The following is a 20,506-nucleotide window of genomic DNA, read 5'->3' as shown; positions in this document are numbered from 1 at the left end:
CTGCCTTGTCAGCAGCCTCAGCTGTGCCTGCCGCCGTGCGCCTGCCGCGCCCGGCCGCCGCGCGGCGGGCCCTGCTGACGTTCCTCTTCCTCGGGGGTTTCCTCGCTCTCGCCTTCGTCTTCGGTGGCAGCGCGCAGGCCGCTTCCGGGTCCGGTCACGATGTACGGGACGCCGGCGGAGCATCGTCCCCACTGGTGAAGTCCGGGACACCGTCCGGCCCGGACGCGGGTTCCACGGCGAGCAAGGCCGGCAAGGAAAAGGCCGGGCACGCACTCACCAAGGCCGAACTCGCGGCGAAGCACAGGCGCGAGGTACGGGACGCGACAGGGCGCACGGCCTCGGACGTCGTGAGCCCGGTCGCGGAAGGAGCCTCCCGCACCGGCGAGGTCACACGCCCGGTCGGCGAAGCCGTCGAGAGCGCGTCCGGCCCGTCGGGCCTGGGCGGACTGCCCGGGCGCCTCGGTCTCGGAGTCGGCGAAGCCATCGCCGGCGACGGTTCGGGCGGCGCCGACGGCTGCGCCGGTGACGTCGGTACGGACGGCGCGTCGGGTGCCACGGCCGACGGCGCGGGCGACCGCACCGACGGTCAGGGAACGCACGGCAGCCGGGCATTGGCGTTCTCGGCGTCATATCCCGGAGCCGCCGCCGCGACGGCCGAAGACGGCATCTCCCAGAACGACGGAGACCCCGCCGACAGGCTTCCCTTCCACCGCACGCCCGCCGTGCCCGCGCCCAGCGCGTCGCAGTACACCGGCGACGGCCAGGGCCAGCGCGGAGGCCCGCACCAGCACGACGCGGTCGTGCCAGGCACCGAGCACCTCGGGCCGCTTCAGTCCGGCGCCGTGCGCGCCGCGGACGGTACGCCGACGCGTGACAGTGCCGGCGACGTCCTCGAATTCCCCGGCTAGGGCAGACCTTCCACCCGTCTGCGCAGCGCGTGACGCGCGCTCGCGACCTGCCACGCGGGGGTGGACAGGTCTGCCCGCCCGAATCCCCGGAGCAGCGGCACGGATCCCGATCGGATCCCGCCGTCCGGCATCCGGGGCTCAAGATCCCCTGAATTCGAAGGACTTCCGTCTCATGCGCAAGAACATCCGACGTTCACTGATGGTCGCCGCCGCCGCTTCCGGCATATGGGCGCTGAGCACGGCCGGTGCGTCCGCGGCTGAGCTGCCCGTGCCGTCCGGCGCAGGCAGCGCCGTGGGCGGCACCGTCGAGAAGACCGAGAAGGCCGGTGAGGACGGCAAGGGCACCGTGGCCGACACGGTGCGGCGCGCGACGGACACCGTGAAGGAGACGACCGGAACGGTCGAGGACGTCACCGGCGAGGTCCGCGAAGAGCTGCCGAGCAAGGGCATCCCCGAGAACGGCCTGCCCACCAACACCCTGCCCACCGGGGGCCTGCCCGCGGGTGCCGCCGACGGCGTGACCGGGAAGCTTCGCGGCACGGACGCCACCGGCGCCGTCGAGGGTGCCAGGGGCGCCGCGGGCCAGGTGTTCGACAGGACCGGGCACGCCAGCAAGGCCATCAAGGAAGCCCAGAAGGACATCCGTCCGGCCACGGACGCGCTGCCCGTCGCACCCGGCGTTCCCTCGGTCCAGGCACTTCCCGGCGTGCCCGCCGCCCCCGTTCTCCCCGCCGCACCCGCACTGCCCGCGGTTCCTGCGGTTCCTGCCGTCCCCGCCGTTCCTGCGGTTCCGGCCGTTCCCGGCGTGGACGACGTCTCCGGCCGCCTGCCGGCTCCCGCTGTGCCGTCTCTGCCCGCAGCGCCCGCGGTTCCGGCCGTTCCCGGCGTCCCCACCGTTCCGGGTGTGCCGACTGCGGACGTCCCGGCGGTGCCCTCTGCCCCGTCCGCAGGTGATCTGGCCGGCGCCCTCCCCGCGGCACCTCTGCGTCCCGAGCAGCTGACCGCCGTGCTCGAGGGCCGTCACGCCGAGGAGACGGTGGGCACCGTCCGCAACACCGTCGCCACCGCCCACCCGCTCATCGACAACGTCACCGGCAACGTCACCGCGGTCCGTCCCGTCGCGCTCCACGCGCGGGCCACCGGCTACCAGTTCGCCGTGGACGCGGCCAGGACGGTCGACTGCGCCCTCTCCACGACCGCTCCCTTCGTGGAGAGCACCTACTACCGCACCACGGCCCTCACCCAGGACGCGAGCGGTGACCTGGGCACCTTCGCCGAGGGCGTCGCCGCCGACTCCGCCGTGTACGCACACGAGTTGGCCGGCACCGGTGTCCACGGAAACGTGGACAAGCTGGCCGCCCACACCGTCACGAACGTGGGAAGCCTCGTCACCGCACCGACCAAGCGCGACCTGACCGACCCGGCCAACATCCCGGGTCTGCCCGTCGCGTCCCAGGCGCCGGCCGGCCTCTGAGCCGCCGGTGAGGGGATGCGGGGTGGCCGGCTAAGGGGGTCGGGCCACCCCGCATCTCCACCCATCGCTCATCGCTTCACCACCACCGACCACGCAATCGAGGTAACCATGCACATGAGCAGCAGTGTTCGCCGCGGATTCGTTGTCGCGGCAGCCGCCGCCGGGCTGTTGGCAGGCGCTGCCGGCAGCGCGTCGGCGAACGAGGCACCGGCCGGCGCGGCCGTCGTCGGCGGCACGGATGCCGTCACGGAGATCACGCACGGGGCACAGCACACTCTCGAGAAGACCGGACGCATCGCGCAGCACGAGGAGGAGACGGGGGACGCGGCGAGGCGGAGTTCAGGGAAGGCGATCAGGGATGTCACGCAGAAGGCCGGTGCGGCCGTGTCCGAGAAGCCGGCGGCTCCCTCGAATAAGGACCTGGGCACTGTGTCCCGCATCCCGGCTCAGGCAGCCCCATCGTCCGCGCCGGGGCTGCCGGAGGACCTCGTGATCGAGGTACCCGAGTTGATCCCCGGCGTCCCGAGCATCGGCATCATCCCCGCCTCGATCCCCGCCCTGCCCGTCACGCCGACGATCCCGGCCCTCTGACCGAACGGCTGCCGGTGAACCGGGTTGCGTCCGCGGCCTCGTGACGGCTCCGTACGCCACGAGCGCGGCGGGGCAACCCGGTTCGGGTGGCCGGACGGAGCGCTGACTGCGTGGGCGGGCCGAGCTCCCTCCCACGTGAAGCAGGCCGTGCCCACCCGTGAACTGTCCCCGCCAGGGCGGCACTTGGCGGTGAGGCTTTCCGGCCATACCGCTCGTGGCGGACGAACGCGCCGGAAGGGCCCTGACTTTCCGGACCGTGGAGTGCGGAAGCGGCCGCGTGGCGCGTAGATTCCGTCCGCACAACATGTACGTGCCGCTGTGACCGTTGTCACCGCACAGGTGTGAGCTGGAATTTATGCACCGCTCAGGTGCGGGGCTAACCTGCAAGGCGGACATGCCGCGCCTCGTCGTGACGCCGCGGCCACGCGGCACGCCCATGATCACGCTGACACGCTGACAACCGCGAACCACTGATTAAGGGGACGTACGCGCGTGGACCTGTTCGAGTACCAGGCGAGGGACCTCTTCGCCAAGCATGACGTACCGGTGCTGGCCGGCGAAGTCATCGATACGCCCGAGGCGGCGCGCGAGGTGACCGAGCGACTCGGTGGTCGCGCGGTCGTCAAGGCGCAGGTGAAGACCGGCGGCCGTGGCAAGGCCGGCGGTGTGAAGCTCGCGGCCGACCCCGCGGAGGCCGTCGAGAAGGCCAGGGCCATCCTGGGCATGGACATCAAGGGCCACACGGTCCAGAAGGTCATGCTGGCCGAGACCGCGGACATCGCGGAGGAGTACTACGTCTCCTTCCTGCTGGACCGCACCAACCGGACGTTCCTCGCCATGGCCTCCGTCGAGGGCGGTGTCGAGATCGAGGAGGTCGCCGCGACCAAGCCTGAGGCGCTCGCGAAGATCCCCGTCGACGCCATCGAGGGCGTCACCGACACCAAGGCGCGCGAGATCGCCGAGGCCGCGAAGTTCCCGGCCGAGCTGATCGACCAGGTCGCCGAGGTCCTGAAGAAGCTGTGGGACGTCTTCATCCGCGAGGACGCGCTGCTCGTCGAGGTCAACCCGCTCGTCAAGACGGGCGAGGGCAAGGTCATCGCGCTGGACGGAAAGGTCTCGCTCGACGCCAACGCCGAGTTCCGGCAGCCGGACCACGCGGCGCTGGAGGACAAGGCCGCGGCCGACCCGCTGGAGGCCGCCGCCAAGGCGAAGGACCTCAACTACGTCAAGCTCGACGGCCAGGTCGGCATCATCGGCAACGGCGCGGGTCTGGTCATGTCGACTCTCGACGTCGTCGCGTACGCGGGTGAGGCGCACGACAACGTCAAGCCGGCCAACTTCCTGGACATCGGGGGCGGCGCCTCCGCCGAAGTGATGGCGAACGGCCTGGAGATCATTCTCGGGGACCCGGACGTGAAGTCGGTCTTCGTCAACGTCTTCGGCGGGATCACCGCTTGCGACGCCGTCGCGAACGGCATCGTCCAGGCGCTCGAACTGCTCAAGAGCAAGGGCGAGGACGTCACCAAGCCGCTGGTCGTGCGCCTCGACGGCAACAACGCCGAGCTGGGCCGCAAGATCCTCACGGATGCGGACCACCCGCTCGTGCAGCAGGTGGACACCATGGACGGTGCGGCCGACCGCGCTGCCGAGCTGGCCGCAAAGTAAGCGGACGAGACCGAGATCTGCGAGGACATCGACACACCATGGCTATCTTCCTCAACAAGGAGAGCAAGGTCATCGTCCAGGGGATGACCGGCTCCGAGGGCCAGAAGCACACGAAGCGGATGCTGGCCTCCGGCACGAACATCGTCGGCGGCGTCAACCCGCGCAAGGCGGGCACGAACGTCGACTTCGACGGTGCACAGGTGCCGGTCTTCGGCGGCGTGAAGGAGGCCATCGAGGCCACCGGCGCCGACACCACGGTCATCTTCGTACCGCCGAAGTTCGCCAAGGACGCGGTCGTCGAGGCCGTCGACGCCGGGATCGGCCTGGCCGTCGTCATCACCGAGGGCATCGCGGTGCACGACACGGCCTACTTCTGGGACTACGCCTCCCAGAAGGGCAACAGGACCCGCATCGTCGGCCCCAACTGCCCCGGCCTGATCACGCCCGGCCAGTCCAACGCCGGCATCATCCCGTCGGACATCACCAAGCCGGGCCGCATCGGCCTGGTCTCGAAGTCCGGCACGCTGACGTACCAGATGATGTACGAGCTGCGTGACATCGGCTTCTCGACCTGCGTCGGCATCGGCGGCGACCCCGTCATCGGCACGACGCACATCGACGCCCTCAAGGCGTTCGAGGCCGACCCCGACACCGACCTGATCGTGATGATCGGCGAGATCGGCGGCGACGCCGAGGAGCGTGCCGCGGACTTCATCAAGGCGAACGTCTCGAAGCCGGTCGTCGGCTACGTCGCGGGCTTCACGGCTCCCGAGGGCAAGACGATGGGGCACGCGGGCGCCATCGTCTCCGGTTCGTCGGGCACCGCCCAGGCGAAGAAGGAGGCCCTGGAGGCCGCGGGCGTCCAGGTCGGCAAGACGCCGTCCGAGACGGCACGGCTGGCACGCGGACTGCTGGCCGGCTGAATCCCCCGCCCCGGCGCCGGCCGGGTGAGGGCGTGACGCCGTGAACGCCGCTCACGCCCCGGGCTCTTGAGCTCGAACGACGAACGGGCCCGCTCCCACGCGGCAGACGCAGGGAGCGGGCCCGCTCGTCTCTCCGGGCCCGCGCGCACTGCTCACTTGCGGACCATCGGCTGCAGGCGGCCCGGTTGCTGGTCCGCCTCGAGCGTCGAGGACGGCGGTTTGGGCACGGGCACCCTGGGCGGGTTCCGTTCGTCGTCGGACACGGCGAGCGCGAAACCGGTCGCCGCAACCGCGACGGTGAGCCCCAGCGCGGCAGTCGTTCCGCACCAGCCTCGGACCTCGCTGCTTCCGCGTACACGCTCCGCGGGCGGCAACGTCGCGGGCTGCGGGGCCGCCAGCTGACGTAGGAGAAGCGCCGTCACGTCCGGCAGTTCCTCCGGCGAGGCGTCGCCCAGCGCCGGCACCCTTCCGGCCAGCGCCGCACGTGCGTGGCGCAGCCGCCCCGAGGTCGCCGCTGTGCTTGCCTCCACTTCCGCGGCGGTGTCGCCGAGGCTCAGGCCCAGCCCGTCGTGCAGCAGCAGCGCCGCACGGTAGGAGGGCGGCAGGCGCAGCAGCGCGTCGAGCAAGGTCCGGTCGCCGGGCGGGACATGACGCATCGCCCGCACGCGGCGGACGAATCGGACGGGCCGGGCCTGGCGCCAGGGAGCAAGTGCGGACCGGTGTGCGACGGCCCGTACCCAGCCCGCCGGATCGGGGTCGACGGCGACCTGCGGCCAGCGGCGCCACGCGAGCCGGAAGGCGTGGGCGACGACGCGGCGGGCGAGGGCGTGGCCGCCGCACAGCAGGAAGGACTGACGGGCGAGGGCGGGCGCGCTGCTCTCGTAGAGCAGGTCGAAGGCGTCCGACGCGGCGGTGGGGGAACGGTCGGGGGGAGGCCCGTCCCCGGCCGGGTGGGCTTGGTCCTGGACCGAGGAGGGTCCGTCCTGACCCGGGTGTTCTTCGTCCCGCGCGCAGGGGACCGCGTCCTGCTGCGCCGAGGTGCCGGCGCTGTCCGCTCCCGCGGCGGCCGGCTCCTGCTGCTGTCCGCTCATGTGCTCCCCAGTTCATCCGGCCCGGGAGGCAGCCCCGGCCACGTGTGAGCGTCTTGTCCGACTAGGTGTATGTGGACATATTGGGCGACACATCGACAACAGGCGTGTTACCAGGGCAGAACGTGTGTTGTTGACAGCATGTCGATGTGAGCCAAGTGACGCATCGCAGCTCGACGTTGTCCCCGTACGGCCGCAGCACGTCACGACCGCTGCCGTCGAAGGCCTCGTGGTTCTTCGAGGGGGTGCTCGCCGCGGGACTGGGGCTCGGAGCACTCACCGTCCTCGTGCTGCTGCTGTGGATCATCTCGCCGTACCCGGAGAGCGGCGCAGGCGCCGCCCTGCACCTCGCCGCCGATCTGTGGCTGCTCGGGCACGGCAGTGCCCTCGTCCGCACCGAGACGCTCTCCGGTGTCCCGGCGCCCGTCGCGCTGACGCCGCTGCTGCTGGTGATTCCGCCCGTGTGGCTGCTGTACCGGGCGTGTGCGCAGGCGCTCTCCGCGGGCGGGGACGCGGGGAGCGAGGGCGGGTCCGGCGAGGACGGCGGGTCGCCGGGTGCGCTGTCGCCCCTCGGCTGCGTGGCCGGCGGATATCTGGTGACGGGGGCGGTCACCGTGCTCTTCGCATCCGCCGGGCCCGTGCGGGCAGATGCGCTGAGCGCTTCGGTGCGGCTGCCGCTCTTCGTCCTGTGCGTCGCGGTGGCGGCGTTGTGGCCGGGGTGGGGGAGCACGCCGCCGATGGCGCCCAACGAGCCCGGCACGCCTGCCCGTTCACCGTCCGGCGAGAGCGCGCGGTGGCCCGACGTGCCGGCGTTGCGCGAGCGGGACTCCGCGGCACCCGTGCTGTCCGAGGCACGCGCGCTCGCCCGGCGCGTCGGCTCACTGCACACCGCGCTGACGGCGATGGCGGTGCTGTGCGCCGGCGGCCTCGTCGTCACGCTCGGCGTGCTGCTGTGGCACGTGGACGATGTCCAGTCCGCGTTTCCGCGCCTCGCGGGCGGCTCCTGGACGGGGCAGTTCGCGGTGCTCCTTCTCGTGGTCGCTCTGCTTCCGAACGCCGCGGTGTGGGCGGCCGCGTACGGACTCGGCCCCGGCTTCGCGCTCGGCACCGGCGCCGTGGTCGGCCCGCTCACGCAGACGGGCAGCGCACCGCTGCCGCCGTTCCCGCTGCTGGAGGCGTTGCCCGCGTCTGACAGCGGCTACGGACTCGTCGGCGGCGTCGCGGCCGCAACCGTGCCGCTGGCCGCGGGCGCGACCATCGGCTGGTACGTGGCGCGCGCCGCCGCGCCCGACCCGGGCCGGCGCGAGGCGCCGGTGAGCTGGAGAGCGACGGCGTCCGTCGTCGTCCTCGTGGCGTGCGAATGCGCCGTCGGCGTCGCCGTCCTCGCGGCGTTCTCGGGTGGTGCGCTCGGCACCGAGGCCATGGCGTTCCTCGGGCCGAGCTGGCAGCTGACGGGTGCGGCCACGTTCGTGTGGGCGGTGCTGGTCGGAGCGCCGGTGGCGCTCATGCTGCGGGCGTGGCGGCTGCGGGGGCGCGGAGGCGAGGGCGGCCCCGACGCGGCAGCCGCGCGCCTGGCCCGCTGGAGGGAGCTGAAGGCGGCGTCGGGCGGGCTGATGCCGGACTTCGAACCGCGCCGGGACTGACGGCCTTCGGCCGGCCAGGGAGCGCGCGGCCGGCAGGGGAGCGGGTCCGGCGCAACGCGGGGCGGCGTCGACGGGCTCCGACCGCCTTGCCGCTCAGGCCGGTCGGAGAGGTACGCGCTCGCGGACGGCCCGCCGCGGCCCCGCGGACTCCTGCCGGGAGCCCGGCCTCAGCGCATCTGCAGACCGCTGGCCGACGACGAGCGGTTCTCGAGCAGCGGCCGCAGTTCGCTCGGCAGCAGGTCCTTGCAGTCCTCACGGGAGGACTGCGTCAGCGCGTCCTCCGTGCACGTGAAGTACTCGCTGTAGACCTGCTGGAAAGTGAACGTCGCCACGACCACCGCGAGCGCGAGCGACGCGGCGATCAGGCCGCTGATGGCCGCCGTCGTACGGGACTTGGCCGCCTGCGCGGGACTGACCACGACCGGAACCTGCGGCATCTGCTTCGGTGCGTCCTCCGTGGCCGTGCGGTCCGTGCCCGCCACGTCCTCCGCGGTCGCCCCGGTGCCGGAGCCGCCGCGCTTGCCCGAAGTACCGGACCTGGACGAGGACTTGCCGCCGCGCAGCGCGCTGATGCCCCAGTAGAGGGACAGCGCCCCGAGGAGCAGCGCGACCTCAGGAAGGCTGAAGAGGGAGAAGAACAGCGCCCAGACGCCGGTGTGGAGGGAGTAGCGCGCGTGCCGCTGCGTCGGGTCCGTCGGGTCCCAGCGCATACCGCGGGCGAGGCCGCCGCCCTGGCCACCCGTGCCGTCGCCGTTGCCGCCCTCCTGGCCGCCGCCACCGCCTCCACCGGGACCGCCGAAGCCGCCGCTCTGCCGACCCGGCTGCTTGCTGCTCCAATGGCTGCCCCACCCCGAGCGGTCACGGCCCGGGTCGGAGTCGGAACCGGACCCGCCGTTCCCGTTCCCGTTGCCGGAACCGTTCCCGGAGTCCGGCCCGCCCTGTCCCTGGTCCGTCCCCGGCCCGCCCTCGGAGCCCGCTGAGCGGCGCGGCTGCCACGGCTGGTCGGCCTGCCCCTCCGGTGGTGCCGCGAAGGGGTTGTCCGCGCGCGAAGCGTCGTCCGAGGGGGCCGCACGGCGGCGGCGTCGGTCGGCCATGTGGAGTGAGTCTTCCCCTTGTCCTGTCGTCTCGTCTGCGTGCTCTCGTGCTGTCGCTTCTCGATCGTCCCGGCCGTGCCTCGTGGCCGTCGTACTGTCCGGTCCGTCGTCGTGCGGCCCTTCACGGTCGGCGACCCGCGGATGCCGGATGCGCCCGATCCATGACAGCCCGTACCTCCCTGACGCTACCTGGCACATCCGCCCCCGTCCCGAGGGGGCAGCGTGAGGGGCCGGTATCGTTGCCGACGGTCGAACGCTTCGTAGAGTTCCCCGGAAGCCGCCGCTCCATGAGTTCGTACGACCACACAAATCCGCTGCTCCCCTTGTCCGGCGCCCTTCGTGCCGGGCGAATCCCGTGAGAGAGAGCTTCGCCGTGGCTGCGCACCAGAGCCCGAGCCGCCCCGACACCGGCAGCGGCCAGGGCATCGGCCCCCGCTCCCGTACGCACCCCGCCCGTCTCGTCGTCCTCGTCTCCGGCTCCGGCACGAACCTCCAGGCCCTGCTCGACGCCATCGAGGCCGAGGGGCCGGAGACGTACGGCGCCCGGATCGTGGCGGTCGGCGCCGACCGCCGCGGGATCGAGGGACTGGAGCGGGCCGAGCGAGCGGGCATCCCCACGTACGTGTGCCGGGTGAGGGACCACGCGACGCGCGACGAGTGGGACGAGGCACTGACGGCGGCCACCGCCGAGTACGAGCCGGACCTCGTCGTCTCCGCGGGCTTCATGAAACTCGTGGGCAAGGAATTCCTCGCCCGCTTCGGAGGCCGGGTGGTCAACACCCACCCGGCGCTCCTTCCCAGTTTTCCCGGCACCCACGGTGTCCGTGACGCTCTGGCGTACGGGGCCAAGGTCACCGGGTGCACCGTCCACTTCGTCGACGACGGTGTCGACACGGGGCCGATCATCGCGCAGGGCGTGGTGGAGGTCCTGGACGAGGACCACGCCGACGAGGGTGCCGCTCTGCACGAGCGGATCAAGGAGGTCGAGCGACGTCTGCTGGTCGACGTCGTGGGACGCCTCTCCCGCGCCGGCTATCGCATCGAGGGACGAAAGGTACGGCTGCAGGATGGGTGAGGGTGGCATGAGCCAGGGCCGGAGTCAGGACACCGAGCAGCGGCTCCCGATCCGCAGGGCGCTGGTGAGCGTCTACGACAAGACGGGCCTGGACGAGCTGGCGCAGGGTCTGCACGCGGCGGGTGTGCAGCTCGTCTCGACGGGATCGACCGCGAAGCGGATCGCCGCGGCGGGTGTCCCGGTGACGCCGGTCGAGGAACTGACCGGATTCCCGGAGTGCCTGGACGGGCGGGTCAAGACGCTGCACCCCCGCGTGCACGCGGGCATCCTCGCCGACCGCCGTCTGGCCTCGCACCGGGAGCAGCTGGACGAGCTGGGCATCGAGCCCTTCGACCTCGTCGTCGTCAACCTCTACCCCTTCCGGGAGACCGTCGCCTCCGGTGCGACACCGGACGAGTGCGTCGAGCAGATCGACATCGGCGGGCCGTCCATGGTGCGCGCGGCGGCGAAGAACCACCCGTCGGTCGCCGTCGTCGTCAACCCGGAGCGCTACGGCGACGTGCTGAACGCCGTCGGCGGCACCGGAGGCTTCGAACTGGCCGAGCGCAAGCGGCTCGCGGGCGAGGCCTTCCAGCACACGGCGGCCTACGACGTGGCCGTGGCGAGCTGGTTCGCCGACGGCTACGCACCGGACGGCACGGGCACGGGCACGGAGGCCGAGGCAGGCGCCGACTCCGGCGCCGCGAACCCGCTTCCCGTGTTCGCCGGTGCGGCCTGGACCCGCGGCAGCGTGCTGCGTTACGGCGAGAACCCGCACCAGCCGGCCGCCCTCTACACCGACGGCAGCGGCACGGGCCTCCCGGGCGCCGAGCAGTTGCACGGCAAGGAGATGTCGTACAACAACTACGTCGACACGGAAGCCGCGCGCCGCGCCGCCTACGAGCACGGGGACCGGCCGTGCGTGGCGATCATCAAGCACGCCAACCCGTGCGGGATCGCGGTCGGTTCGGACGTCGCCGAGGCCCACCGCAAGGCGCACGCCTGCGACTCGCTCTCCGCGTTCGGCGGCGTCATCGCCGTCAACCGCCCGGTCTCGCTCGCGATGGCCGAGCAGGTCGCGGAGATCTTCACCGAGGTCGTCGTGGCACCCGGCTACGAGGAGGGCGCCGTCGAGGTGCTCTCCCGCAAGAAGAACATCCGGGTGCTGCGCTGCGCCGAAGAGCCCTCCGCGTCGGTCGAGTTCAGGCCCATCGAGGGTGGCGCGCTGCTCCAGGTCAAGGACCGTCTGCAGGCAGCGGGCGACGACCCGGCCAACTGGACGCTGGCGACCGGCGAGGCGCTCTCACCTGCCGGGCTGGAGGAACTGGCCTTCGCCTGGCGCGCCTGCCGTGCCGTGAAGTCCAACGCGATCCTGCTCGCCAAGGACGGCGCCACGGTCGGTGTCGGGATGGGCCAGGTCAACCGGGTGGATGCGGCGAAGCTCGCGGTTCAGCGCGCGGGCGAGGAGCGTGCGCGGGACTCCTACGCCGCTTCCGACGCCTTCTTCCCCTTCCCGGACGGGCTCGAGGTGCTGACGCGCGCGGGCGTCAAGGCAGTGGCGCAGCCCGGTGGTTCGGTGCGCGACGAGGCCGTGACGGAGGCCGCGAAGGAGGCCGGCATCACGATGTACCTGACCGGCACGCGGCACTTCTTCCACTGACGTACGCGGGCGGCGGCCGGATCCCGGCCCCCTCAGGGGGCGGAGCGTTCCCGGCGTGCCGGCGGCCTGCCCCCGAGGCAGGCCGCCGGGCGTCCCGGGTGACCGGCACGGCCGCCGGTCAGTACGGCTGCCTGTTGAACCAGGCGCCGGCCTGTGCCAGCAGCACGATGCATGTGATGCCGATTCCCATCCAGATGAGGCCGAAAGGAAGCGCGGGGAGGCCGAAGAGCGTGAGGAACGAGGCCCAGACGATTCCTCCGACCCGCACCCCGTTGCCGCCCTTGGGGGTCGAGATGCCCAGCACGATGCCGATGATGGCGTGCGCGAGAAAGACCCCGAAGATCGCGTAGGCGACGCCGAGTCCGATCCGGGCGTCGGTGACGCTCTCCATCTCGTTGAGGCTGTTCGTGGCGAACCCGAGCCCGATGAGCGCGAATATCGACAGGGCGCCCTGAAGTCCGCCGGCGATGAACATCATCACGCGGACGGCGTTCACCTTGCTCTGGAGGGCGGCCGGAGCCGTCCCCGGTCCGCCCGGCGGCGGTGCCTGCGGGTATCCGTAGCCGGGTTGGCCGGGCTGTTGCGGGTAGCCGTAGCCGGGCTGGCCGCCCTGCTGCTGCGGGTAGCCGTAACCCTGCTGGGGCTGCTGCGGCGGCTGCTGGGAGTACGGATTGTCGGCGTACGGATTGTTCGCGTACGGGTTGTTGGGCGGCTCCGGCGGATAACTCATCGCGGTTTTCCTTTATTTCGGTACATTCCGGGCGTGCGGCTCCGTGATGTACGGAGGTCGCGTCGATTCTCTCGTGGTGTGGCCGCGGCGGTGACACCGCACCCGCTCGGGAGCTCTGCCGACGTTCGTGTCAGCGGGGTGCGGGGCCGGGGGCGGCGCATTGGATCCGTCGTTCCGCACGCGGGACGACGTGGTGGCGTGATGACCGTGGCAGCAGCGCGTGCCGCCCGGATGCCGCGGGGGAGCGGTGGCCACTGACGTGAGGTCGGCCGTACGACATACTCGGTTGTCATGAAAGATGGATCGACGCCGGAGCAGGGCGGGTTCGGACCCGCGGGGGAGCCCACGCCACCTCAGGGTGGAGGCGCGGCTTACGGATATCCCGGTCCTCAGGGGGCTTACGGATATCCGTCCGGCGCGGGTGCCGCCGAGCCGTACGGGCAGGCCGGGGCGTACGCGCAGCCCCTGGTCGTCATCGGGGACATCACCGTGACACCCGACGGCATCATCACGCCGGCGGGCACGATGCCGCTGAAGGGCGCCGTCTGGACGGTGACGGACATGTCCCGCACCGAGGAGAAGATACCCACGCATGCGATCGTCCTCGCTGTGGTCTTCCTGGTCATCTGCTTCCTGGGCCTGCTGTTCCTGCTGATGAAGGAGCGGACCACGGCAGGCCATGTGCAGGTGACCGTGAACAGCGGCGGGAAGTTCCACTCGACGATGATCCCCGTGTACGACCCGACGGCCGTGCACTTCATCATGCAGCAGGTCAACTACGCCCGTTCCGTGAGCGTCTGAGACCCGCCCGGGCGGCCGGGAGCCGCCGGACCCGGAGCCTGCGGGGGCTGTGCGCCGCGATGTGCCCGGGGTCCGCACGGCTCTCGTCCTCAGCGTGATGAGCGCGCCCTCAGGAGTACTTCCGCTTGAACCAGTCCGAACCCTCCTGCTTCACCATGAAGATGATGATCAGGAGACCGATGCCGAGCGGGACGATGCCGACAACGACGATGACGGTGAGCAGCCCGAGTATCGCGATCACCGCCCCGAAGGCGATGGCGCCGATGCGGACGCCGTTGCCGCCGCGGTTGAAGCGTGAGGCCAGGAGGATCGCCGTCGCGGCGAGGACCAGTGAGGCGACTCCGGCCGCGGCCATGATCGCGGGGTCGATGGCGGCCGGTCCGGAGGCGCCGTCCTTCCCGCCGCCCCCCTGTGAGGCCTGGTAGAAGGTGCCGATCGCGCCGAGCACCCCGAAGCCGCCGAAGACGAACATGATCACGCGGGCGGCGTGCACCGAGCCAGGCATCGACCTCGGTGCGTTCGGGTAGTTGAAGCCGCGCTGGCGCGGGTAGCCGCTCTGCACCGGCAGTTGCCAGCCGCCCGTGGGCTGCTCCGGCAACTCGTAGACCGGCTCCAAGGCCTGGGGCGCCTGGGGTGCCTGGGGGGATGCGTAGACGGGCCGCTGGGGGACCTGGGGAGATCCGTAGACGGGCCGCTGAGGCGGCGGGGGCGAGTCGTAGCCGGGCTGTTGCGGTGCCTGCGGGAAGCCGTAGCCGGGCTGCTGCGGTGCCTGAGGGCCGTACGGCTGCTGCGGCTGCCGCGGCCGCCGGCCGTACGGGTAGCCGGGCGGTGGCTCTGGTGGATAGCTCATCGCGTTTCCCTCACTTCGGCGTTCCGGTGCTGCACGGCCCGGACATACGAAGGGCCGCGTCGATTGTCACCCGGCGCGGCCTTCGTGATGGTGCTGCTGAGCAATGCCGCGCAGAGCTGCACCGGACACTCACTGTGGGGCATCGCAGCGCGGTTGCGAAGCCCCCGAACTCACTTCTTGATGACCACTGTTCCAGCCCCGCGGTCGTGCCAGCCCTGAAGTTTGCCGGTGTTGTCGAAGAACGGCGACAGGTAGACCAGAAGCGTGCCGACACCGCAGACGATGGAGCCCGCCACGGGGATGATGTAGCGGATGAACCCGCTGCCGGCGCCCGGCAGTTGGCCGTCGGACTCCTTGATGACCCGCAGACCCATGGCCATCTTGCCGAGCGTCGCGCCCTTGAAGGCGATCATCATCCACTCGTAGAACAGCATGAGGAACGCGAGCACCATGATCACCATGAACATGGTGCCGAGGATGCCCGCCGTCTGCTCCTGCGCCTCCTGGATGCACTCGCTGTAACCGGGGTCGGTGTACGTCCCGCAGTCCTCGGCCTTGGACGCGATACCGAGGGCGCTGCCCACGCCGAGAAGCATGATGAGGGTGTAGATCGTGCCGATGATCAGGCCGTCGATGAGCCTGGCGAGGAAGCGCTGGCCCATCGTCGCCAGCTGCACCGGGCCGAGGTGGCCGACGTTTATGTAGCCGTTGTTGGCCTGCACGGTTCCGGCCTGCTGCGGGTAGCCGTACCCGGGCTGTCCGGGGATTCCGCCGGGCTGCGGCTGCTGTCCGTACTGCGGCTGCTGCGGGTAGCCGTAGCCGGGCTGGCCGCCCTGCTGCTGCGGATAGCCGTAACCCTGCTGGGGCTGCTGCGGCGGCTGCTGGGCGTACGGGTTGTTCGGGTCCTGGCCAGGCGGCGGTGGGTAGCTCACGAGTGCCTTCCTCCGAGCGGTCGAAAGGGGACGGAATGGGTCGAAGTTCTCGGGGGAACGACCGGTCCGCCCCCGCAGATGCCATGAGTGGACTGCGTGAGCTGTGCGGCTTGCACGTTGTGCCTCCCCCGATTTGCGGCGCCGGGCCGTCGACACTTGTCGACGAGCACGGCGCCAGCGCTTCATGTTGGTGGCCGAATGGCGGTGCTGTCCACCTGGATCCGGGAATGTGGCGAATCCGAAACGTGACGCAGACACCCGCGTTGTGCTGCGAAGCGGCACGTGTGTCTGCGGACCGGTACCGATTTCGGCAGCGGCCCCCGCATCCGCGAGAATGGACGCATGACGGCCCAGATTCTCGATGGCAAGGCCACGGCAGCAGCGATCAAGACCGGACTGAAGGAACGCGTCGACGCCCTGCGCGCGCGAGGCATCACGCCCGGTCTGGGCACCCTGCTCGTCGGTGACGACGTCGGCAGCCAGAAATACGTCGCCGGCAAGCACCGCGACAGCGAACAGATCGGCGTCCGCTCGATCCGGCGTGAACTGCCCGCCACCGCCACGCAGGAGGAGATCGAGGCGGTCGTCCGCGAGCTGAACGAGGACCCGGCCTGCACCGGCTACATCGTCCAGCTGCCGCTGCCCAAGGGCATCGACACCAACCGCGTGCTGGGGCTGATGGACCCTGACAAGGATGCGGACGGGCTGCACCCCACCAGCCTGGGCCGCCTCGTGCTCAACGAGCCCGGCCCCCTTCCCTGCACGCCGCAGGGCATCATCCAGCTGCTGCGCAAGCACGACGTGGAACTCGCCGGGGCACATGTGGTCGTCGTCGGCCGCGGCATCACCGTCGGCCGTTCCATCCCGCTGCTGCTGACGCGGCGCAGCGAGAACGCCACGGTGACGCAGTGCCACACCGGCACGCGCGACCTGCCCGCGCTGCTGAGGCAGGCCGACGTGATCGTGGCCGCGGCCGGGGTGCCGCATCTGATCAAGCCCGAGGACGTACGCTCCGGGGCGGCCGTCCTCGACGTGGGCGTGAGCCGCGACGAGCACGGCAAGATCGTCGGGGATGTGCACCCCGGTGTCGCCGAGGTCGCGGCCTGGATCTCGCCGAACCCGGGAGGTGTGGGGCCGATGACCCGCGCACAGCTCCTCGTCAACGTCGTCGAGGCCGCCGAGCGCACCGCGGGGGAGTGACGAAGATGCGGGTGGGAGGGACCTCGCGCCGCTTTCCGTCGGTGACGCGCGACACGGCGCGGCCGGAGGGCGGACAACGTGCGATGGGCGCCGGTCACGCGGCGCCGTACCGGCAGTGGCCGCTGCTGGCGGTCTGCTGCGGAGTGCTGACAGGGCTGCTGGTGACTGTCGGGGAATTCCGCGCCGGGGCACTGATCATAGGTCTGTCGCTGGTCGCAGGCGCGGTCATGCGATGGGTGATGCCGTCCGTGGGGATGCTGGCCGTGCGGTCCGGCTACACGGACATCGTCACCTACGGGGCCCTCGGCCTCTCGATAATCTTTCTGGCGATGATGGCGCAGCCGGAGCCGTGGCTGAACGTCCCGGTGCTGGAGAAGATCCTTCACTTCGTGGTCGGCAGGGACGGCGGGTGACGTCGGCCCTCGTGCCGTAGAAGCCCCGCTCCGGGAGACCGTCCGAGCGGGGTGATGAAGCGCGACGCGGCGGCCTGTCCCTTCCTTCGGGAGGGACGGGCCGCTTATTGGTTCCCATGGGCCGCGTCCGAGAAGTGATGTGGAAGCGAACGCCGATGCGGTAGCAGTCGCCGGGGCGGGTGGCAGACTAGGGGAACGCGTGAAGGAACTCGGCATATTCGGGGGACGAGGGGGAGGAAATGCCTCGGTGGAGGCCGCTACCGGAGGAACTGGACCCACAGATCCGGGAGTTCACCAGCCAGCTGCGGCGGCTGGTAGACCGAAGCGGAATGAGCGTCGCGACCATCGCTGACCGCACGGGCTACAGCAAGTCCTCGTGGGAGAGGTACTTGGGCGGACGGCTGCTGCCGCCGCGCGGAGCCACGCATGCGCTCGGCGACGTCACGGGCACCGACATCCGTCACCTCGAGACGATGTGGGAGCTGGCCGAACGGGCCTGGAGCCGCGACGAGATGCGGCACGACGTGACGATGGAGGCCATCCGCGTCGCGCAGGCACGTGAAGCCCTAGGCGAGTTCTGGGACGACGAGCCCGCCAAGGGCCGCAAGTGGGGCCGCAACAAGGACAAGTCTCGGGAGAAGGACAAGAACCGCGACAAGGAGCGGAGCAAGGGGCGGGACGCCGAGAGCGTCGGTCCCGAAGCCGCTCCCAAGGAAGAGGAGTGGAAGGAGAAGACGGGGGAGAACTCCATCGTCGTTCTCGAGGGTTCGCAACAGGACTCCTGGGACTTCTTCGCTCCGCCCTCCACCTCCAGGATCCGAGCCGCTGGCAACAGCTCCGCGGCAGCTCCCGCCGCTCATGCCTCTCCCGCCGCTCCTGCCGCGAATCGTCCGCCCATGGACGACGAGACAGCCGTGCTGCGCCCCCGTCCGCTTCCCGGCCAGGGTGGTCACGGTGGCCAGGGCGGTCGCGGCGATCAGGCCGGCCGCGGCCACGGGAGTCACGGAGGCCGCGGCGCGGTGACGGCCGGGGTGCCGTCGCAGCGGGTCGACGTCGCGTCATGGGGCACGCCGAGCGAGCACCGCAGCTCCGGCGTGCGAGGCGGCGAGGGCGGCAAGACCGGGCCCGGGCTCACGGAACCGCCCCGGCCGGGCCAGGGTCCGCCGGCGTACCCCGGCCACGGGGCAGTTGCCACGCCCGATTCGGACGGGGACGGCGTACCGGATGGCCCGCACGGTCCCGAGGGCGGCCGCTCCTCACGCGGGCGCCGCGTCGCGGCGCTTCTCGGGGGCGCGGCGGGCGTGTTCGCGGTCCTGGGCGCCGGCGTGCTGGTTTTCGGCCTTCCCGGCGGGTCCCCCAACTCATCGGCCGCGCCTACGCCTTCGCCGACGGCCTCGGCCCCTGACCTGCCCGCGGGTGTGAAGTGCCAAGGTGACAGCTGCAACGGCAAGGACCCGGAAAAGATGGGCTGCGGCGGTCAGAACGTGAAGAGCAGCAACTCCGCGTTCGTCGGACCGAGCATGGTCGAGGTGCGGTACAGCAAGGTCTGCAAGGCCGCATGGGGCCGCATAACGGGTGCGGCGCAGGGAGACAACCTCAAGATCAGCGCGGGCGGCGAGGCCGCGAGCGACAAGGTCGGCACGACGAACGACGCCTACACCGAGATGGTCGCCGTGACCTCCGCGACCGAGGCGCGCGCCTGCGCCACCCTCGTGGCGGGCACCACGGGTTGTACGAAGCTGGACGCGACCGGGCAGGCCGGTGCCGAGGAGACGGCGGGAACGGCGAGTTCGGAGGATCCCGGCGACGCAGTTGACCCCGCGGCGACGGACGGCACGGGCACGGGCACGTCGGGCGACACGGGGAATGCCGAGGCAACTGCCGGGACCGGCGAAGCCGTGCGCTGACTCACCGGTCACCGCTGATAGATGACCGCCCACCGATGGCCGTGCATCCGATTGCCACTCGCGGCTGACGGCTCACCGCGGACCCCGGCAGGCCAGCGGAGCTCCACGCACCCCTCGCCCCGCCCGTCGGCCCGTCCGTCGACTCACGCCTCAACTCGGTGTCGTTCAGGCGGTGTTGAAGCTGTCCGAATCTCGTTGGTGCTCGGATGAATGCGCATGCATGGCTCGTCCGATCCCGGGAAAGCGCCCTTTCAGCACCCCCCCACGGGCTGGCCGTACCGGCAGCCGTCCGCGTTGTCCCTCCTTCCGCGGGCGGCTGCCGGTACGTATGTGACGTCGGATAGCCTGGCGCGGGGTCTCTTGATGTAGAGAGACATCCTGAGAGACTTCCGCACACGGCAGGGCGCGTTCCCTCGGGTTGCTCCCCCTGGTCGTCCCCCACGCTTCGGCGGGAGGGACCTCAGGGAGGTACCCCGGGAAAGAACCGCCTTCGAAACTGCCACCGCCAGGTATTACGGAGACCGCCATGACCCGCACCCCCGTCAACGTCACCGTCACCGGAGCGGCCGGCCAGATCGGCTACGCGCTGCTCTTCCGTATCGCCTCCGGTCAGCTGCTGGGCTCCGACGTGCCCGTCAAGCTGCGGCTGCTGGAGATCACCCCGGCCCTGAAGGCAGCCGAGGGCACCGCCATGGAGCTCGACGACTGCGCCTTCCCCCTGCTGCAGGGCATCGACATCACCGACGACCCCCAGGTCGCCTTCGACGGCACCAACGTCGGGCTCCTCGTCGGCGCGCGTCCGCGTACCAAGGGCATGGAGCGCGGCGACCTGCTCGAGGCCAACGGGGGCATCTTCAAGCCGCAGGGCAAGGCCATCAACGACCACGCGGCGGACGACGTGAGGGTTCTCGTCGTCGGCAACCCCGCGAACACCAATGCCCTCATCGCCCAGGCCGCGGCCCCGGACGTGCCGGCCGAGCGCTTCACCGCGATGACGCGCCTCGACCACAACCGCGCGCTCACGCAGCTCGCCAAGAAGACCGGTTCCCAGGTCTCCGACATCAAGAAGCTGACGATCTGGGGCAACCACTCCGCCACGCAGTACCCGGACATCTTCAACGCCGAGGTCGGCGGCAAGAACGCGGCCGAGACCGTGAACGACGAGAAGTGGCTGGCCGAGGAGTTCATCCCGACCGTCGCCAAGCGCGGCGCCGCCATCATCGAGGCGCGTGGCGCCTCCTCGGCGGCATCTGCCGCCAACGCGGCGATCGACCACGTCAACACCTGGGTCAACGGCACACCGGCCGGCGACTGGACGTCGATGGGCATCCCCTCCGACGGTTCGTACGGTGTCCCGGAGGGCCTGATCTCCTCCTTCCCGGTGACCTGCTCGGGAGGCTCGTACGAGATCGTCCAGGGCCTGGACATCAACGAGTTCTCGCGTCCCCGCATCGACGCGTCCGTGCAGGAGCTGGCGGAGGAGCGCGAAGCGGTCCGCGGTCTCGGTCTGCTCTGAGGCACAGGCCGGCGCGACGCGGTGCGCGTTCCGTGGCCTGAGAAGCAAGGCACTTCA

Annotated in this window: 18 protein-coding genes; 13 read left to right on the top strand and 5 right to left on the bottom strand. The window is 71.2% G+C overall.

The window, feature by feature from the left end:
* The first annotated feature begins 23 nt into the window (after positions 1–23).
* The 5 genes from G4Z16_RS11660 to sucD all read left to right on the top strand — a co-directional run bounded on the left by G4Z16_RS11660 (position 24) and on the right by sucD (position 5,561).
* Complete coding sequence (locus G4Z16_RS11660) at positions 24–908, top strand: hypothetical protein (protein ID WP_197350749.1); 885 nt, start codon at positions 24–26, stop codon at positions 906–908.
* Between the two features lie 172 nt (positions 909–1,080).
* On the top strand, positions 1,081–2,382 hold the full coding sequence (locus tag G4Z16_RS32195; protein ID WP_216865963.1) for a hypothetical protein: 1,302 nt from the start codon (positions 1,081–1,083) through the stop codon (positions 2,380–2,382).
* Positions 2,383–2,496: 114 nt separating this feature from the next.
* Positions 2,497–2,973, top strand: a complete 477-nt coding sequence (locus G4Z16_RS11645) for a hypothetical protein (protein WP_197350746.1) — start codon at positions 2,497–2,499, stop codon at positions 2,971–2,973.
* 492 nt (positions 2,974–3,465) lie between these two features.
* Positions 3,466–4,638, top strand: a complete 1,173-nt coding sequence (gene sucC / locus G4Z16_RS11640; protein ID WP_197350745.1) for an ADP-forming succinate--CoA ligase subunit beta — start codon at positions 3,466–3,468, stop codon at positions 4,636–4,638.
* Between the two features lie 38 nt (positions 4,639–4,676).
* Positions 4,677–5,561, top strand: coding sequence for a succinate--CoA ligase subunit alpha (sucD, locus tag G4Z16_RS11635; protein ID WP_197350744.1), 885 nt, complete (start codon positions 4,677–4,679; stop codon positions 5,559–5,561).
* A gap of 152 nt (positions 5,562–5,713) precedes the next feature.
* Here the strand turns inward: sucD and G4Z16_RS11630 are convergent, their stop codons facing one another.
* Complete coding sequence (locus tag G4Z16_RS11630; RefSeq protein WP_197350743.1) at positions 5,714–6,652, bottom strand: RNA polymerase sigma factor; 939 nt, start codon at positions 6,650–6,652, stop codon at positions 5,714–5,716.
* A gap of 146 nt (positions 6,653–6,798) precedes the next feature.
* Between G4Z16_RS11630 and G4Z16_RS11625 the strand changes: the two genes are divergently transcribed.
* Entirely contained in the window at positions 6,799–8,292 is a 1,494-nt protein-coding gene (locus G4Z16_RS11625) for a cell division protein PerM (protein WP_197350742.1), read from the top strand.
* 167 nt (positions 8,293–8,459) lie between these two features.
* On the opposite strand, the gene G4Z16_RS11620 is transcribed toward G4Z16_RS11625, so the two are convergent.
* Positions 8,460–9,386, bottom strand: a complete 927-nt coding sequence (locus G4Z16_RS11620; RefSeq protein ID WP_197350741.1) for a hypothetical protein — start codon at positions 9,384–9,386, stop codon at positions 8,460–8,462.
* A 424-nt stretch (positions 9,387–9,810) separates the two neighbouring features.
* Between G4Z16_RS11620 and purN the strand changes: the two genes are divergently transcribed.
* Entirely contained in the window at positions 9,811–10,461 is a 651-nt protein-coding gene (purN, locus tag G4Z16_RS11615) for a phosphoribosylglycinamide formyltransferase (protein WP_197354395.1), read from the top strand.
* Between the two features lie 7 nt (positions 10,462–10,468).
* On the top strand, positions 10,469–12,100 hold the full coding sequence (gene purH / locus G4Z16_RS11610) for a bifunctional phosphoribosylaminoimidazolecarboxamide formyltransferase/IMP cyclohydrolase (RefSeq protein ID WP_197350740.1): 1,632 nt from the start codon (positions 10,469–10,471) through the stop codon (positions 12,098–12,100).
* 118 nt (positions 12,101–12,218) lie between these two features.
* Here purH and G4Z16_RS11605 read toward each other — a convergent pair whose 3' ends face one another.
* Positions 12,219–12,830: a hypothetical protein gene (locus G4Z16_RS11605; protein WP_197350739.1), complete on the bottom strand. Its 612-nt coding sequence runs from the start codon at positions 12,828–12,830 to the stop codon at positions 12,219–12,221.
* 291 nt (positions 12,831–13,121) lie between these two features.
* Here G4Z16_RS11605 and G4Z16_RS11600 point away from each other — a divergent pair, with 291 nt between their 5' ends.
* The gene (locus tag G4Z16_RS11600; RefSeq protein ID WP_197350738.1) at positions 13,122–13,631 is read left to right on the top strand and encodes a hypothetical protein; all 510 of its coding nucleotides are present in this window, start codon (positions 13,122–13,124) and stop codon (positions 13,629–13,631) included.
* A 109-nt stretch (positions 13,632–13,740) separates the two neighbouring features.
* Here the strand turns inward: G4Z16_RS11600 and G4Z16_RS11595 are convergent, their stop codons facing one another.
* Together G4Z16_RS11595 and G4Z16_RS11590 are read right to left on the bottom strand one after the other, a co-directional pair.
* Positions 13,741–14,481, bottom strand: a complete 741-nt coding sequence (locus tag G4Z16_RS11595; protein WP_197350737.1) for a hypothetical protein — start codon at positions 14,479–14,481, stop codon at positions 13,741–13,743.
* A gap of 170 nt (positions 14,482–14,651) precedes the next feature.
* The gene (locus G4Z16_RS11590; RefSeq protein ID WP_246530803.1) at positions 14,652–15,413 is read right to left on the bottom strand and encodes an RDD family protein; all 762 of its coding nucleotides are present in this window, start codon (positions 15,411–15,413) and stop codon (positions 14,652–14,654) included.
* A gap of 342 nt (positions 15,414–15,755) precedes the next feature.
* Here G4Z16_RS11590 and G4Z16_RS11585 point away from each other — a divergent pair, with 342 nt between their 5' ends.
* The 4 genes from G4Z16_RS11585 (at position 15,756) to G4Z16_RS11570 (ending at position 20,449) form a co-directional block, all read left to right on the top strand.
* The gene (locus G4Z16_RS11585; protein ID WP_197350735.1) at positions 15,756–16,613 is read left to right on the top strand and encodes a bifunctional methylenetetrahydrofolate dehydrogenase/methenyltetrahydrofolate cyclohydrolase; all 858 of its coding nucleotides are present in this window, start codon (positions 15,756–15,758) and stop codon (positions 16,611–16,613) included.
* A 5-nt stretch (positions 16,614–16,618) separates the two neighbouring features.
* Positions 16,619–17,026 carry a DUF3017 domain-containing protein gene (locus G4Z16_RS11580; RefSeq protein ID WP_197350734.1) on the top strand — a complete coding sequence of 136 codons (408 nt, stop codon included), beginning with the start codon at positions 16,619–16,621 and terminating at the stop codon, positions 17,024–17,026.
* A 329-nt stretch (positions 17,027–17,355) separates the two neighbouring features.
* Positions 17,356–18,933: a DUF2690 domain-containing protein gene (locus tag G4Z16_RS11575; protein WP_246530802.1), complete on the top strand. Its 1,578-nt coding sequence runs from the start codon at positions 17,356–17,358 to the stop codon at positions 18,931–18,933.
* Between the two features lie 526 nt (positions 18,934–19,459).
* Positions 19,460–20,449 (top strand): malate dehydrogenase, encoded by a 990-nt coding sequence (locus G4Z16_RS11570; protein ID WP_197350733.1) that lies wholly within the window; start codon positions 19,460–19,462, stop codon positions 20,447–20,449.
* The last annotated feature ends 57 nt before the right edge of the window (positions 20,450–20,506 follow it).

Source organism: Streptomyces bathyalis, from assembly GCF_015910445.1.
GTDB classification, from domain to species: Bacteria; Actinomycetota; Actinomycetes; order Streptomycetales; family Streptomycetaceae; genus Streptomyces; species Streptomyces bathyalis.
This window is presented reverse-complemented; position numbering and strand designations above follow the sequence as displayed.